The sequence below is a fragment of the Phycisphaerae bacterium genome, assembly GCA_035384605.1.
Taxonomy (GTDB): domain Bacteria; phylum Planctomycetota; class Phycisphaerae; order UBA1845; family PWPN01; genus JAUCQB01.
In genome coordinates this window covers 14,878-30,807 of sequence record DAOOIV010000067.1, presented here as the reverse complement: position 1 = coordinate 30,807, position 15,930 = coordinate 14,878, and the positions used below count along the sequence as shown (strand labels likewise).

At 62.4% G+C, this 15,930-nt stretch carries 10 protein-coding genes; 4 read left to right on the top strand and 6 right to left on the bottom strand.

The genetic code is table 11. The features are described 5' to 3' along the window. The first annotated feature begins 116 nt into the window (after positions 1 to 116). Positions 117 to 542: a hypothetical protein gene (locus PLL20_14475; GenBank protein ID HPD31194.1), complete on the top strand. Its 426-nt coding sequence runs from the start codon at positions 117 to 119 to the stop codon at positions 540 to 542. A 400-nt stretch (positions 543 to 942) separates the two neighbouring features. After that, positions 943 to 1,260 (top strand): hypothetical protein, encoded by a 318-nt coding sequence (locus tag PLL20_14470; protein HPD31193.1) that lies wholly within the window; start codon positions 943 to 945, stop codon positions 1,258 to 1,260. A gap of 7 nt (positions 1,261 to 1,267) precedes the next feature. Here the strand turns inward: PLL20_14470 and PLL20_14465 are convergent, their stop codons facing one another. The 3 genes from PLL20_14465 to guaB all read right to left on the bottom strand — a co-directional run bounded on the left by PLL20_14465 (position 1,268) and on the right by guaB (position 3,654). Next, positions 1,268 to 1,513 (bottom strand): twin-arginine translocase TatA/TatE family subunit, encoded by a 246-nt coding sequence (locus PLL20_14465; protein ID HPD31192.1) that lies wholly within the window; start codon positions 1,511 to 1,513, stop codon positions 1,268 to 1,270. Between the two features lie 126 nt (positions 1,514 to 1,639). Further along, positions 1,640 to 2,155: a hypothetical protein gene (locus tag PLL20_14460; protein ID HPD31191.1), complete on the bottom strand. Its 516-nt coding sequence runs from the start codon at positions 2,153 to 2,155 to the stop codon at positions 1,640 to 1,642. Beyond that, positions 2,152 to 3,654 (bottom strand): IMP dehydrogenase, encoded by a 1,503-nt coding sequence (guaB, locus tag PLL20_14455; GenBank protein ID HPD31190.1) that lies wholly within the window; start codon positions 3,652 to 3,654, stop codon positions 2,152 to 2,154. The genes PLL20_14460 and guaB overlap by 4 nt, the downstream gene beginning before the upstream one ends. 541 nt (positions 3,655 to 4,195) lie before the next feature. Here guaB and PLL20_14450 point away from each other — a divergent pair. After that, positions 4,196 to 7,741: a DNA polymerase III subunit alpha gene (locus tag PLL20_14450; protein ID HPD31189.1), complete on the top strand. Its 3,546-nt coding sequence runs from the start codon at positions 4,196 to 4,198 to the stop codon at positions 7,739 to 7,741. 14 nt (positions 7,742 to 7,755) lie between these two features. Here the strand turns inward: PLL20_14450 and PLL20_14445 are convergent, their stop codons facing one another. Continuing rightward, entirely contained in the window at positions 7,756 to 8,658 is a 903-nt protein-coding gene (locus PLL20_14445; protein ID HPD31188.1) for a fused MFS/spermidine synthase, read from the bottom strand. A gap of 142 nt (positions 8,659 to 8,800) precedes the next feature. Beyond that, positions 8,801 to 11,014: an oligopeptide:H+ symporter gene (locus tag PLL20_14440; GenBank protein HPD31187.1), complete on the bottom strand. Its 2,214-nt coding sequence runs from the start codon at positions 11,012 to 11,014 to the stop codon at positions 8,801 to 8,803. Between the two features lie 235 nt (positions 11,015 to 11,249). On the opposite strand from PLL20_14440, the gene PLL20_14435 reads away from it, so the two are divergent. Further along, complete coding sequence (locus tag PLL20_14435) at positions 11,250 to 12,674, top strand: cellulase family glycosylhydrolase (protein ID HPD31186.1); 1,425 nt, start codon at positions 11,250 to 11,252, stop codon at positions 12,672 to 12,674. A gap of 166 nt (positions 12,675 to 12,840) precedes the next feature. Here PLL20_14435 and PLL20_14430 read toward each other — a convergent pair whose 3' ends face one another. Further along, a complete protein-coding gene (locus PLL20_14430; protein ID HPD31185.1) occupies positions 12,841 to 15,630 on the bottom strand; it encodes a family 78 glycoside hydrolase catalytic domain in 2,790 nt (929 codons plus the stop codon). Positions 15,631 to 15,930: the final 300 nt, after the last annotated feature.

Genomic DNA, 15,930 nt, shown 5'->3' with positions numbered 1-15,930 from the left:
ATGGATTCCGGGCCTAGCGAGAAATGGATTCCGGGCCTGGCAAAAACAGGATTCCGGGCCCAGCAAGGGATGGGGCACGGGCAGGGCCTGGCGACAGAGAGCAGAGAGGCACGGCGATGGGATGGGAGCAGGTTGGGGTATTGGTAGGAGTGTTGTCGCCGCTGGTGGGCGTCCCGTTGGGGATGATCACGCTGTACCTGCGGGCCATTCGCGAACAACAGGCGACAACAACTTCGGAGATCTCGCGGAGAATTCACATTATCGAGGCATCACTGGACAATCTGGTGAAGCGGATGGCGGAATGCGACCGCGAGTTCACAACGAAGGAAGAATGGCTGCGAGAGTCGATGCTGGCCCGACAGCGGCTGGAGCGGCTGACCGAACTGGTCACGCGCATCCAGGCGGAGCTTGACGGCGAACGAGGTCTGGCTACGGAGATCGGCCGGGCGACGGAGGCGATGGTGGAGTTGGTGCGGAGGCTGACGGGAGCGGGGGAGAGGGCAGTAGAGCGGGTCAACACTACGGCCTCCATTGGGAAGTGACCAACGACCCGATCCCAATGACCGATCAACGACCCGCTGGTCCCAGATTCTCATCTGGGACCTTCCTGCTGACGATTCCGATGGTCATTGGTTCATGAAATGCGGAAATGCGGAACGGATTCCGCAGAGGGTGCGGCCCGGAAAGGATTCCGGGCCGAGCAAGAATGCCAATGACCCATCAGTGACCGGCCTTCGTCCGGGCTATGGCGTGGCGAGCCCGAATGAAGAAGTCCCAACGACGACTGCAGATGACGGGTTGACGGCCGCGGAGTTGAGGGTTGGAGGGGGATGATCAGAGATTTGAAATCTCAGATTTGAGATGCCAGATTGGGGATCTGCGATCTGACGGACTGCGCATTGGGGCGCGCGAATTGCACGATGCTGAAGGGAGGAGGGTGCGATGGGCAGGAACGGGGGCGTGCGGCAGATCAAGCGGGTGCGGAACGAGGTGCTGGTGGCGTTGAAGATGTTGTATCCGGCAGCGCTGCAGGGTGACCAGGTTCTGCGGACGCTGCTGGCGGTATTTCCGCAACTTGAGTGGGATCAGCTCAAGAAAGACCTCGCGTATCTATGTGAGAAGGGCTACGTGCAGCGTATCGTCGCCGACACGGAAGAGGATGCCCGGATGACTTCGTGGCGCAAGCGATGGTTTCGACTGACCTCAAGCGGGGTGGAGGTTGCCGATCACTGCGTGGAGGACAAGGCGCTGGAAGTGTAACGTTTGTTCAGTGGGCGGTGTTATTGTTTCGCTTTTCCGGTGGCGGGAGGATATCGGCCTGGTCGTTGCCCAGGGCCTTGGGGTCCTCGTTCTCGGTCTCGCGCAGGCCTTTCTTGAACTCAACGATGCTGCGGCCGAGCGATTTGGCCAGGTCGGGGATCCGTTTTCCGAAGATTAACAAGCCCACCAGGCCGATGATCACAATCTCCATCGGTCCCAACGTCCACGCGACGGGTTGGAAGACAAGGTTCATCAGAGACTCCTCAACCGGGGCTGGAACAGGCGGCCCAGCCATTCTGCGGGTCTGGAGGACCGGTCCCGAAAACGGCATTGTAGATCATTCCCGTGGCGGGGGTCAAACCTGCCGGTTGCTTCCCGATCAGGAGCCCGGAGCGGGCTGGGTTTGCGCGACATGGCCGAAATCGGCGGGGGTCGCCGTCGGGTTGGGCGCATTTCCGGGTTTTGCGTCGTGGTCCTTGCCGACGATCCCGTCGCTAACCATGGGCATGCCGGGCGGATGCACGACGACGCTGACCGGCAAGGCGCAGGTATTGAGGATGAAGCGACCCAAGCCGTATGGCATGTGGAGATAGTCCTGCCAGGTCCAGGCGAAGGCGTCGTCCATGTCGCCCTTATCCACGAACGGATCCTGCCACCACAAGGGGTAGTGGGGCACCGCGCCGTCGGCCAATCGCAATTCGGATTCGGGCAAGGTCCTTTTACGAATCACCGGTTCGGGGCCTGCGGCAAGGAAGCCGTCTCGGCTGGGGGTGGTGCGAGCCTCCTTGCCGATGGCGTCGTCGGCCCACGGATTGACGGCGGGCGGCTGGTTGCAGGCCACGGACGCGGCGGCGACGATTAGCGCGGTTGCGATCAGGCGTGCGGAAGTCTTCATAGTGGCTGCTCCACTTGGTAATCGATGGCGTAGTTCGGAGCCTCACGGGTGATGGTGATGTTGTGGGGGTGATTCTCGATCACGCTGGCGGGCGAGATGCGAATGAAGCAGGCCTTGGAGCGAAGCTCCTCGACCGTCGGCGTTCCGCAGTAGCCCATGCCGGCCCGCACGCCGCCCACCAGTTGGTAAACAAATTCGGCGAGCTGGCCTCGGTAGGGTACACGACCCTCGACACCCTCAGGGACAAGCTTATCGGCCCTGGTCTCGCCGCCTTGACCATAACGATCGGCGCTGCCGCTGACCATTGCGCCAAGCGAACCCATTCCGCGATATTCCTTGAAGCGACGTCCCTTCCAGATCACGATCTGGCCGGGGGACTCATCGAGACCGGCGAACAGCGAGCCGATCATGACGGAACTGGCGCCGGCGGCGATGGCCTTGGTGATGTCGCCCGAATAGCGGATACCGCCGTCGGCAATGACGGGTACGCCCGCGGGCTCGGCCACCGCGACCACGTTCATGATGGCGGAAACCTGCGGCACGCCGACACCGCTGACCACACGGGTGGTGCAGATGGATCCGGGACCGATACCGACTTTGACCGCATCGGCGCCGGCGTCAATCAGGTCGCGGGCAGCCTCGCCGGTGGCAATGTTGCCGGCGATGATGTCGATGTTGTGTTTCTTACGGATGTTGCGAACGGTCTCGATGACGTTATCGCTGTGCCCGTGGGCGGTGTCGACGACGATGACATCAACGTCGTTGGCAATCAGAGCCTCGACTCGCTCATAGTCGTGTACGCCGACGGCAGCCCCGACGCGAAGCCGGCCTCGAGAATCCTTGCAGGTCGTCGGGTAGAGCCGGCTGCGATTGATATCACGGATGGTGATCAGGCCGGCCAGTCTCCCGTCGCTGTGAACCAGCAGCAGCTTCTCGACCTTGTGCCGGTTCAGAATCCGCTCCGCGTCTTCGAGGGTGGTATCGGGAGCGGCCGTGACCAGATTGGTCTTGGTCATGACCTGCTCAATGACCATGTCGTTGGAGGCGGGCGGGAGAAACTTGAGGTCTCGGCGTGTCAAGATGCCCCGGACCCTGCTGTCGTCGTCCGTAATTGGGACACCGGACACGTTATGCAGGTTCATGATCTCGCGGGCCCGGCCGACGGTGTCATTGGGGCGAAGAGTGATGGGATCAATGATCACGCCCGATTCCGACCGCTTGACCTTATAGACCTCGCGTGCCTGGGCCTCGATGGAGAGGTTCTTGTGAATGATACCTATGCCGCCCTCTTGGGCCAGGGCGATAGCCAAGGCCGATTCGGTGACCGTGTCCATGGGGGCCGAGATCAGCGGGATGTTGATGGGGATGTTCCGGGTCAGGCGGCTGCGCACGTCCACCACGCGGGGAATGACGGAAGACCGTGCCGGGATCAGCAACACGTCGTCGAAGGTGATCCCTTCGCCGGTGATCTTGGAGCCGGGATATCCGGACCGGTTCATTCGCTCGGCCACTTTGCGGGTATCGTTGACCATGATGTTATATAGCGGCAGGACGGCTGGGGCGTCAAGGGTTCAGGGTTCGGGGTTCAGGATAAGGCGGATGGATGAAGGATCAATTGAAGGGGTGGGAGACTCGGGGTCCGGGAGAGGGCTGAGGGGCAAAGGATGAATTGAAGAACGGTTGACAACTCACAGGTCGCCGCTGCGGAATGGGCTGGAAGGCTTGCCAGGGACTGATCGGGGTCTTTAAGATCGGTCCAGCAGAGAACAGCACGAATGGGAAGGCGAGTCGTTCGGGTCTCTTGCCTGCCCGTGTTCCGGTCCAGCGGGAAAAGACCTTGGCGGGCAAGCCTCCGGTGGTACCCGGGGCGGGTCGGAAGGACGAGATCATCGCTCCCCCACCTGCAAGAAGCAGGTGGGGCACCCGCCGAGTGATACGGCAGGTCTCGGTCGCCTTGGCGACCTCGACACCGCCCTACCGGTCGGGTTCGTTGGTTTTCACACAGGCTGTTCGAGGCGGGGTTTGACAGGAGTGGCAGGGATGTCGCCGGGGAAATTCACACATCTGCACGTTCACACGCATTTCAGCCTGCTGGACGGGGCGGTGCGAATCAAGGATCTGGTTGAGAAGACCAAGCTGCAGGGCTCGTCGGCGGTGGCGATGACCGACCACGGGAACCTGTTCGGGGTGGTCCCTTTCTACCAGGCGGCGGTCAAGGCAGGGGTAAAGCCGATTCTGGGGTGCGAGGTGTACATGGCCCCGGGGGACCGGCGGGAGCGCGAATCGCGGGGCATTCAAGAAGCCAGCTATCACCTCCTTTTGTTGGCGCGCAACCGAACGGGTTACGGCCATCTGCTCAAGATCGCCTCGATCGCCTACCGCGAGGGGTTCTACTATCGTCCGCGGATCGACAAGGAGGTGCTGCAGGCCCACCGTGAGGGCCTCATCGGCATGAGTGCGTGCCTGGGCGGCGAGGTACCGCAGGCCCTGCTGCGAGGCGACGTGCAGGCGGCCGAGGAGATCACCCGCACCTATCTCGACATTCTCGGCGAGGACGGGTTCTTCCTGGAGCTCCAGGACCAGGGGATGGACGAGCAGAAGGTGGTCAATCCGGCGATGATCGACCTCGCCCGGCGTCTCGGCGTGGGTCTGGTGGCGACCAACGACGTGCATTATTTGGATGTCGAGGATGCCGAAGCCCACGAGGTGCTCTGCTGCATCAGCACGGGCAAGAGGCTGACGGACGATGACCGGATGCGGTTGCCTTCGAACCTGTTCTATCTGCGGTCGCCGGCGGAGATGTGGGAAACGTTCAAGGACGTCCCCGAGGCCCTGGAGAACACCCAGCGCATCGCCGACATGTGCAACGTTGAGCTGGAGTTCGGCAAGACGCATGCCCCGGTGTACCGCGTGCCGGGCGGCAAGAGCGACCGTGAATACCTGCGAGAGCTCGTCTACGAGGGGGCCAGAGCCAAATACGGCGAAATCACCGACGAGATCCGCGAGCGAATCGACTACGAGCTGGAGGTCATCTCATCGAAGGGCTTCTGCAGCTATTTCCTGATCGTGTGGGACTTCGTGAAGTACGCCCGGTCGCGGGGGATTCCCAGCGGAGCCAGGGGCAGCGGATGCTCGACGGTAGTAGGTTACTGCCTGGGCCTTTCGGCGCCGGACCCGCTGCGATACGGCTTGTATTTCGAGCGGTTCATGGACCCTGACCGCGACGAGATGCCGGATATCGACATTGATATCTGCCAGGAGGGCCGGGAAGAGGTCATCGACTACGTGCGGAAGAAGTACGGGCAGGTGGCCCAGATCATCACCTTCGGGACCCTGCAGCCGCGGGCGGCGGTCAAGGATGTCGGGCGCGTGTTGGGTCTCGGTTTCGAGGAAACCAACGCCATCACCAAGCTGATTCCCGAAGAGCTGAAGATGACCATCGACAAGGCAATGGAGAAGGAGCCCGATCTTCGCAGGCTTTACTCGGATAACGAGCAGATCCGCAAGGTCATCGACGTCGCCCGGCGACTGGAGGGGCTGTCGCGACACACCGGGGTGCACGCGGCCGGCGTGGTGATCTGCGACGAGCCGCTGGAGAACTTCATCCCGCTGTACCAGCCGCCCGGCACCGATCAGGTGATCACGCAATTCGACGGGCCAAGTGTTGAGGCGTGCGGGCTGCTGAAGATGGATTTTCTGGGCCTCAAGACGCTCACCGTTCTCGAGCGGGCCAGGCAACTGGTAAAGAAACAGCAGGGGATCGACCTGGACCTCGACAGGATCGAACTCGACGACCAGAACGTCTATCAGCTCTTCGTTCGCGGCGAGACCAAGGGCATCTTCCAGTTCGAATCGGGCGGAATGCGGGACGTGGTGATGAAGATGAAGCCGAACCGCATCGAGGACCTGATTGCGGCCAACGCCCTGTATCGTCCCGGCCCAATGGTGCACATCGACGCGTACGTGGCCCGCAAGCACGGCGAGCAATGGAGCACTCCGCACCCGATCATGACCGAGGTGCTCAGGGAGACCTACGGTATTCTGGTGTATCAGGAGCAGGTTTCGCGGCTGGTGAACCGGCTGGGAGGAATCGAGCTGAAACAGGCATTCCGGCTGGCCAAGGCGATCAGCAAGAAGAAGACGGCCATGATCGAGTCGATGCGCGAGCCGTTCGTGAGGGGCTGCGCCGAGAAGGGAGTCCCGCGCCGGACGGCCGAGGAGATCTTTGAGGACATCCTGCGTTTCGGCGGATATGCGTTCAATAAGTCGCACTCGACCGGCTATGCCCTGGTGGCCTACAAGACGGCGTACATGAAGGTGTACTACCCCACCGAGTACATGGCGGCGCTGCTGACGCTCGAAATGGATTCGACCGACAAGGTTGTCGAGTACATCGAGGAATGCAAGCGGATGGGGATCCGGGTGTCGGCGCCGGACGTCAACCTGTCGGATAATGATTTCACGGTGATCCGATCCGAGCGGGGCAAGGGCGAGATCCGTTTTGGATTGCAGGCCATCAAGGGGGTGGGCGAGAAGGCGGTGAGCGCGATTCGGGCGGCACGGAGCGAAGGTGGGCCGTTCAAGTCGATTTTCGACTTTTGCGAGCGGGTGGACCTGTCGGCGGTGAATCGGGGCGTATTGGATGCGCTGATCAAGTGCGGTGCATTCGACTCGACCGGCGCGACCCGCAAGGGGCTGACCATGGTTCTTGACGACGCCATCGCGGCGGGGAGCTCGGCAGCGGCCGACCGGCGTTGCGGCCAGTTATCCCTGTTCGGCGGCCCCGGTGGGCTCGTGCCGCGAGCGGAACCGCGCATCCCAGGCGAGCAGTGGAGCGAGGCGGAGATGCTGGCCCACGAGAAGGCCACACTGGGGTTCTATGTGACCCGGCACCCGCTCACCTCGCACGAGCAAACGCTGCTCAAGTACGCCACCGCCCGTACGAGCGACCTGAAGCGCTACGACGACGGTGCGGAGGTCATTCTCGGCGGACTGATCAGCCGGATGCGCACGATGCTGACCAAGAGCGGCCGCAACGCCGGTTCGAAAATGGCCATCCTCACGCTCGAGGATTTGTGGGGACAGGTGGAGGTCATGGTCTTTTCCAGAGACCTGGAGAAGTATCAGGCGCAACTGGCGCCGGAATCCCTGGTCTTCTTCAAAGGTCGCGTGGACCGCAGGCGGGAAGAGCCGTCGCTGAAGGCGACGGAAGTGATTCCGATGGAATTCGGCGACGAGCGCCTCAGTTCGTCGGTGCTTCTGAAGGTCAACTGCGTCGGGGCTGAAGCCTCCCTGCTCAAGCGCGTTCGCGACACGCTCGATCGATTCCGGGGCGACCGGACGGTGCTGATCGAAATGCTGACCTCCGGTAACCTGAAGGTGACGCTGCGTGCGAACGGGCGAACGGGGGTAACGCCGACAGCAGACTTCCGCCGCGCGATGGAAGGGGTCCTCGGGGAGGGATCGGTGGTAGTAAAGGGCTCCGGGCGAAGTCTGGAAGCACAGGCCGGCTTCGTCGGAGGAAGACAGGAGCAGCCGGACGAACCGGCCGCCTACGTCGAAGAAGCCGACGACGAGCCCGTCTGACGGTGCGGGATCCGCTATCCGACCGGCTGCGAGGCCGCAGTTGTGGTCGGAACCTTGTCCTTGAGAACCGGCGCATCGGGATCCACCTCCGGTTCCTGCCGGAAGCCCTGCATGACAAGGTCCCCCAGATCGAACTTCAATCGCTTGTTTCTCGATACCGCCCTGGCCTTTCTCGCCAGGGTGCGACGTTCGAGTCGCTGTTCCTGTGGCAGGGCGACGACGATCCTGTTGCCCGTGTCCCGAACATCGAGCAAATAGACGCTGGCGAAGACGCGCTGGTAGGTTCTGACCATCGAGTCGTAGAGCGGATTCAAGCCGCGGCTCCAGAGGTTGGCGATCACGATGCCGCTGGGGTTCAGCGCACGGCGTACGGCCTCGAGAAACTGCTGCGTCGCCAGGTGATAGGGAATTTCCTCGTCGCCGTAAGCATCAAGGAAAACCATGTCGTAGGGTTCCTCGCATTGTTCGACAAACCGGCGTCCGTCGGCCACGTGCACGCGCATGGTGGCATCCTCGCGAAAGCCGAAGAACTCCTTGGCCACCTTGACGACGTCCGGGTCGATATCGACGACGTCGATCATCGTGTTTGGATAATGCTTGTGCAGGATGCCTGGAATCGTGCCGCCGCCCAATCCGATGACCAGCACGCGTTTGGGCGGTTTCACCAGACCGAGCCCCACGAGCATCACCTTCGCGTAGGGCAGTTCGATGTGGTCCGGATCTCCGACCTTCACGACACTCTGCCGGGCTCCACCCCGCTCAAACAGCAGGCTGCGCAGTCCGCGGTCATCCTCGGTGACCACCACGAGGTTGTAGGGGGACTTCTTCTCGTAGAGCACCCTCTCGCCCGACTGGGCGACGGTGACGAGAGAGAGCAGAGACGGCAAGCCAATCAGCAGAAGCCTTCGGCGGGTCATCGGTCGCAACCTCCACACGGCGGCCCAGCGAATGCAACCATTGTCAGCCCCTTTGCCGCCGGCGACAAGGATGCAGCTTGGATCGGCAGGTCTCCGCCGCCTTCGGCGGCTCCGAGCATGCCCCACCTTCCTGCGCACCCCGCTAAGCCTGAGTCGTGGGCTCCGATTGCTGCTCCTGGTGCATCCAGCGTTTGAGCAGCGGCACCAGAGCGAAGCAGATGAGCGCGGAAATGACGGCCGCGATGGCGATCTTTCCGAAAACGTTCCCGTACAGGTGAACCGTCTCCGTCGGTGGCGGGATCACCATTCCGCCTGCTTGGTTGTCGCTCTTGACGCCCGTGAACTGGGAGATGATCGCCGCCAGGTATTGCGAGTATGCGGTGGCCAGGAACCAGGTGCCCATGACCGTACTGACCAGATGGCCGGGTGAAAGCTTGGTGATCATCGACAGGCCCACGGGCGAGAGACAGAGTTCGCCCGTGGTCTGAAGGAGGTAGCCGAGATACAGCCACGCAAGGAGCACCATACCGCGCTCGTTCGAGGTCTGGGCACCGTACCAGAAGGCGGCAAAACCCAATCCGAGTTGAAGCAGTCCGAGCGAGAACTTGACCGGCGTGCTCGGCTCCCAGCCCCGCTTGCCCAGAAAACCCCACAGGGCGGTGAACAGGAGGCCGAAAAGCAGAATGAAGATGGGGTTGACCGACTGAAACGTGCTGGTCGGGATCTCGGCGACGCGACCGGCCACGCCCATCCCCACATTGTCCTCTGCGACTTCCCATGTGATGGTAAAGTCGGGCTTGTCCTTGTTCTCCTTGCGCAGTTGATCGAGGATGTTCAGGGTGAAGAGTTGACTGCCGTTGTGGTAGCCGAGCTGTTCCTGGGTGGGCTGGATTTCGATTGTCCGGCCGACTTGGTCGGCCGTGATGCGGTACTCCTCGATGACCCGGTCCACGTTGCGATCGGTGAAGTTGTTGACGGAACTGCCGGCCTGCTCGAAGAACGCCCAGAACAGCATCTGGAAGAAGGTCAGGATCAGCACGACGAACATCCGCTGTCGGGGGATCCTGTCGAGCCGGAAGACCTCGAGGGCCAGATAGACAATGGCCGCCAGGCCCGCGAGCAACAGTGCCAGTCCGGCCGGCCGGCTCATTTCCTGAACGAAGACGGCAAGAATCTGTACGAGGGCGTGCTCGCTGGTCGCAAGCCGCCTGGTGTACTCGTCGGATATCAGCGTCAGCGGACGCAGATCGACTCTGAAGACGGCGAATCCCGAAACCAGAAGCACAAAGACGCTCACGGACAGCAGGGTGCCCAGATACACGGCCGATTCGGCACTGAGTAAACCGAGAACGGGGCGACGAAGACGTTCAACGTCGGGTGGTGCGCCGGCCTCCTTGGGCAGGCCGCCGCGTCCCAGGGCCACCCAGGCCACGACGGCGGCGACCAGGAGCGAGAATCCGACGAACACATTGACGGCGCTCGAGAACGGGTTGTCGGGGTGTTGCCAGAAAAGAACCGCCGCCGCCGCAATGGCCCCTGCCATGATGACAATTCGTGCGAGCCAGGCGCTCGAGAGCGACTCGCGAATCCTGCCCTGCCCGAGTTCGCGAAACGTCAGCCAGCCGGCCAGCACAAGGGCGGCAAGGAGGACGTAATTCGGATACATCCGAAACGCTTCGTTCGGCAGCTTCATGTCCGATACGACAAAGATGTTGAATGCGGCGGCCAGGGCCAGGAAGAACATCGAAACCTGCGACACGAGTGAGGGAGCCACGAAAACCGCGATACCGACAAGCATTCCAATAGTGGCCAAGCCGAAGCCGTAATGCCAGCCGATCGTCTCGCCGATGTAGCCGCACAACAGGGGCGACATTGCCGCCCCGAGATTGACACCCATATAGAAGATGGTGAAACCGCCGTCGCGCCGGGGACTACCCGGTGGGTACAGCGAGCCGACGATGGTTGAGATGTTCGGCTTGAAGAAGCCGTTGCCGCAGATCAGCAAAGCCAATGCGCTGAAGAAGCCCACACCGGTCTGAACCGTCATCATCAGGTGCCCGGCGGCCATCAAGAGCCCGCCGAGAACCACGGCGCGGCGTGCGCCCAACAGCCGATCGGCCAGCATTCCCCCAAAGAACGGTGTCATGTAGACAAGCGCGCAGTAGGAGCCGTAGACGGCGTAAGCGTCGCTGTCGCCGTATTCGAGGAACCCCTTCAGCATGTACAGGACCAACAGGGCTCGCATCCCATAGAAGGAGAACCTTTCCCACATTTCGGCAAAGAACAACGTGAACAATCCCGCGGGATGTCCGAACACGGTGCGGGACGGCGGCGTGCTCGCATCAGCAGCTATCATTCGCAGGGCTCCTGAGAAGAAAAGGGGCCGACCTTCAACCCTCGATCCGCGGTCTCGTCGGCCGGCCGGATTCTACCGGATGCGCGGCGACCGGGCAAAAACGGTTGCCTCCGGGTGAAATCGGCCTTCCTTCAGGGTAAGATAGGAGTGTGAGAAACAGGTGCGGGGCGGCTATGACAGCCGTGTCCGGCGGATCAATAGTCGGCCCCGCCTCGACGGGGAAGGAGACAGGCGAATGCCGGCGAGTTGTCGCTTCGCGGCGGGCATCCTGGCCTTAATGCTCATGGATCCCTTCCTGGTTCCAACTCGGGCGGAGAACCGCGGTTTCGTCCGCCGTGACGGCACTCATTTCGTGCTCAACGGGCGGCGGATCTACGTGGCGGGCACGAACAGCTACTACCAGATGATCCATCGCCGCACCGGTCATGCCGGCGCTGACGAAGTGCTTGACGAGATGCAGGCGCGCTCACTGACCGTGCTGCGAACGTGGGCTTTTCAGGACCAGGTTGAGAAGGCAGGCTGCCTGCAGTGTGCGCCTGCCCGACGACTCGGCCCAAACGAACGGCCGGTCGATTTCATCGATCCGGCGACGCTGGTTGCCCTCGATCAGACGCTGGCCGAGGCGGACTTGCGCGCAATCCGCGTGGTGCTTACCCTGGTCAACAACTGGGAAGACTACGGCGGGATGAATCGATACACCCTCTGGCGGTTCGGAGCGGTAAACCACGATGCTTTCTACTCCGACGCGACCATCCGCACCTGGTTCAAGGAACTGGCTGCCTTGCTGGTCAACCGCGTGAACACGGTTAACGGGCGGACCTATCGCGATGACCCGACCATCTTCGCCTGGCAGTTGACCAACGAGGCCCGTTGCAGCTCCGCCGCTTCGGCCACGCTGAACGCCTGGATGGGCGAGATGAGCGCTTATATCAAGAGCCTGGATCCCAACCACATGGTGAGCACCGGCATCGAGGGTTTTTACGGGCAAGGGCACGCGGACCGCAATACCGACAGTTGGATGTCGGTCTACGGGCAGGATTTTATCGACAACCACCAGCACGCAACCATCGATTATGCGACCTGTCACATCTGGCCTCAGAACTGGGGCTGGGACCCGATCGGCAGCACCTCTGCGGCTATGACGAAGGCTGAGCGGTATCTCCAGCAGCGCATGGATGATGCCCGCGATGTTTTGGGCAAACCGCTGATGATGGACGAATTCGGGATTCCTCGCGACAACTTCGGCACAGGAACCAGCGGCGGGCCGACAACCGTGCGGGAGCAGTTCTTCCGCGACCTGTATTACCAGACCTGTGCCGGCTCCGCGGCAGGCGGCGGAGCCTTTGCCGGAACCGCGCTGTGGATGATCCTCGACGACCCCACGGCCTCGTGGGATGACGGCAACGGAGTGTTCCTGCCTCAGGACGCCGCTCTAGACGCGATCATCACCTCGCATGCTCAATACCTGGCCGGTTTGGCGGACCCCGATCTGAACTACGACGGCAATGTTGACTCGGAGGACGTCAATATCTTCCGCGCCTGCCTGACGGGACCGGCCAGCGGTCCGCCGGTGGGCGACTGCGACGGCGCCGATCTCGACCATGACGGCGACGTGGATCAATCCGACTTCGGCGGTCTCCAGGCATCACTTGGATCCTAAATCTGCCCCGCTTTGTCGCGAAACGAACGTGGCTCGCACGAAGGATATGGCAGAAGCCGTCGCAAGCCGTCAAATGCGCTGCGGCCGCTCGAACTGCACGGCCGGGTGGCTTACGGCACGGTGCGGCCTACTCAGGAAACCGCGAACGCCGATTGTGGAGGAGGGATCAATCTGCTTTCCAAAATCCCTTCGAGATGAACGAGTAGTTGCCTGAGCCGATCTGGCAGACGGCCGACCCCTTGGACATCTGGAGGAACACCACGCCTTCGGCTTTCGCGGCGGGTTTACCGCCTTCGGTCACGGAGTTGGGCGAGCGGGCCGGGATGTGCACCGTGGCCGTCGTGTTGGGCGGGATGGTCACCTTCCAGTGGAAATCGTCGCCTTCAATGCGCCAGTCGCTGACGATCGGGCCGCGGATGGAGTCGTACCGGCCCTTGGCCCAGGTCAGGTCAGCGACAGGACACGGCCGCAGGATGATCCTGTCGAAGCCGACCGCCTGGGGGTCGGGGCGGATGCCCGCCAGGTACTTGATGAACCACTCACCCACCGAGCCGAACATCGGGTGGTTGTGCGAGAAGACGTTGTCGCTGAACTCCCAGTGTTCCCACAGGGTTGTCGCCCCGTTTTCGAGCATATGACCCCAGCCGGGGAAGGTCTTCTGGTTGGCAATGGTATAGGCCACGTCGGCACGGCCGAGGTCGCTCAGGGCCATCAGCATGAAACGCGTCCCGAAGATGCCCGTGCTGAGGTGGCCTTTATGTGTCTCGGTGATGTCCTTGACGAGAGCATCGATCGCTGCCTTGCGGCTCTGCTCGGGCACGAGGTCCATGAACAGCGCGGTTGACTGGCAGCACTGTGTACCGGAGGCATAGACGCCGGTCCGGGCATCGAGGAACTTCGAGTTGAACGTATCTCTGATCTGTCCGGCCAGTCTCGCGTAATCGTCGGCGTCTGTATTCTTGCCGAGAATCCTCGCGATCTGTGACATCAGGTACACGTTGTAGTAGTAGAAGGCCGTGCCGGTCAGGGGGATCATCTTCGGCACCAGCGTTTCGTGATCGCCGAGGCCGTTGTCGATGATGTTGTCGACCGCCTTGGACTTGAGCAACTCGATCCATTTCGCAACCGCGTCGTACTGCTCTGCCATCAGCCGCTTGTCGCCGTAGTACTGGTACAGTTGCCACAGCAGGAGCGGGTGAGCCGTGCCCCACTCGATCGGGCCGCTGCCCTCGCCGAAGCCGGAGTCGGCGATGCCCACGAACGGAGCGGTCTCGGTGAAGCCGCCGTTGGGCCGGACCGAATCCTGCAGGTCGCGGACGGTCTTGGCGTAGAAACGCGACATATCGAAGTTGAGCAGGGCGGTTTCGCCGCAGGCCAGGATGTCGCCGCCGTAGCCGAACCGTTCGCGGTGCGGGCAGTCGGACTGTACGCTGAACATGTTGCTGAGCTGCGTCCAGCGGATCATCTCCTGGATGCGGTTGAACAGCTCGTTCGAGCAGGAGAATGAGCCGGCGGTGGCGACGTCGGAGTTGAGGGCGTGGCCTTCGAGCATATCGAGCGTCGGGGCCGACGGCAGGCCGGTGACTTCGACGTATCGGAAGCCGTGGAAGGTGAACCGTGGCGTGTAGCGCTCCGGGCTGCCGCCTTTGGTGATGTAGGTGTCGGACTGGTACGCCACCTCCGGGGCGCCGGGGCCGCCGATGCCGGCCTGCTTGATCTGACCGCAGACTGAGGTCATCACGTTGAGCGTGCCGTCGGGATAGAGCAGTTCACCGTAACGCAGCTTGACCGCAGTCCCGGTCGGGGCGCTGACGGTCATCGTGACCCAGCCGGCGAAGTTCTGGCCCATGTCGAAGATGAACACGCCGGGCTTAGGCTCGGTGATCTTCACCGGCTTGACCGTGCGCGTCGCGCGGATCGGCGGGCAGGTCTGAGCCTGCAATGGTCCGAGCTCGCCCTTGGCCTGCACGGCCGCTGCCCACTTGCCGTCGTCGTAGCCGGGCGAGTCCCACCCGGCCTGCTCGGCGCGGGCGTCGTAGACTTCGCCGAGATAGATGCTATTCTTGAGAATCGGGCTGTCGCCAACCTTCCATGTCGGGTCGGTGACGACGGACTGGTGCGAGCCGTCCTCGTACTCGATGTTCAGTTGCAGGATCAGCCGAGGCCGGCCGATGGTCAGGTGCTCGCGCGGGTTGATGTGCCCCCACATCCGCAGCGGCAGCGGGTTGTACCAGCCGTTACCGAGGATGGCACCGACGGCGTTGTTGCCCTCTCGCAGCAGTTCAGTCACGTCATAGGTGCTGTACAGCACTCGCTTGCCGTAGGCCGTCCAGCCGGGATCGAGAACGTGGTCGCCGACCTTGCGGCCGTTGAGGTGCAGCTCGTAGTAGCCCAAACCGCTGACATACGCCCGTGCCTGCCGCACCTTTGCCTTGAGGGTAAACTCTTTGCGGAGCAGGGGGGCGGGGTTCTCCTTGTACAGGTCTTCGCCGCTGGTCGCGTCGGGCTCATCGCGGCAGATCCACCCGCCGGTCCAATCCTTCGGCGACAGCAGGGCCATCTCCCACCACGCCGGTTCGCTCCAGGGGCCGGGGCGCTCATCCTTATCCCACACGCGGACCTTCCACCAGACTCGCTGGCCGGCCCGAAGCGGCTTGCCCGCATATTCGATCCCGACGGTCTCTGCGGTGACCTGCTTGCCGCTGTCCCAAAGGTCACCCTCGTCAGCGGCCAGACTCGCCTCACTGGCGGCAACCAGGATCTGGCAGGCGGTCTGCTTCTGCCCGCGCTGATCCGACTCGAGCACCCAACTCAACCGCGGCCGGGCCTCGTCGATGCCCAGCGGATTGATCAGGTACTCGCAGCGGAGGTTCGTGGGTCTCAGATCGGCGATCGCCGCCATGGGGAACACCAGCATGGTCACAGTCAGTACGACAAGAACGCGGGTCGAGGTCATCTGTCTCACCTCACTGTCTCCATTTGTTTGCTGGCTGCAAAATCCCTTCACTGGTCCCAGAATCCTTTATGGGGTCAGTGCCCTCAGAATACTTTCTGGGGTCGCTGGCCCCAGAATCCGTTCTGGGGCCTTCCGCGTGGAGGATTCCCATCCTCATTCTCACCGAACGCGGCATGGATCCGCCAGGCCAGACGGCCCTGCTCGGCGGCAAACGCTTCGCGGGACAGGCCTGGAACGGATTCCGGGCCGAGCGGAATGTCAGTTCGTCCGCATCCTATAGGGAATCAGTGATTCCGGCCA

What these genes read in the sequence shown, in the direction of transcription:
- PLL20_14430 (HPD31185.1), bottom strand. Translation starts at nt 15,630, where the DNA reads ATGACCTCGACCCGCGTTCTTGTCGTACTGACTGTGACCATGCTGGTG.
- PLL20_14445 (HPD31188.1), bottom strand. Translation starts at nt 8,658, where the DNA reads ATGACCCGCCGAAGGCTTCTGCTGATTGGCTTGCCGTCTCTGCTCTCT.
- PLL20_14470 (HPD31193.1), top strand. Translation starts at nt 943, where the DNA reads ATGGGCAGGAACGGGGGCGTGCGGCAGATCAAGCGGGTGCGGAACGAG.
- PLL20_14435 (HPD31186.1), top strand. Translation starts at nt 11,250, where the DNA reads ATGCCGGCGAGTTGTCGCTTCGCGGCGGGCATCCTGGCCTTAATGCTC.
- PLL20_14465 (HPD31192.1), bottom strand. Translation starts at nt 1,513, where the DNA reads ATGAACCTTGTCTTCCAACCCGTCGCGTGGACGTTGGGACCGATGGAG.
- PLL20_14450 (HPD31189.1), top strand. Translation starts at nt 4,196, where the DNA reads ATGTCGCCGGGGAAATTCACACATCTGCACGTTCACACGCATTTCAGC.
- PLL20_14460 (HPD31191.1), bottom strand. Translation starts at nt 2,155, where the DNA reads ATGAAGACTTCCGCACGCCTGATCGCAACCGCGCTAATCGTCGCCGCC.
- PLL20_14475 (HPD31194.1), top strand. Translation starts at nt 117, where the DNA reads ATGGGATGGGAGCAGGTTGGGGTATTGGTAGGAGTGTTGTCGCCGCTG.
- PLL20_14440 (HPD31187.1), bottom strand. Translation starts at nt 11,014, where the DNA reads ATGATAGCTGCTGATGCGAGCACGCCGCCGTCCCGCACCGTGTTCGGA.
- guaB (HPD31190.1), bottom strand. Translation starts at nt 3,654, where the DNA reads ATGAACCGGTCCGGATATCCCGGCTCCAAGATCACCGGCGAAGGGATC.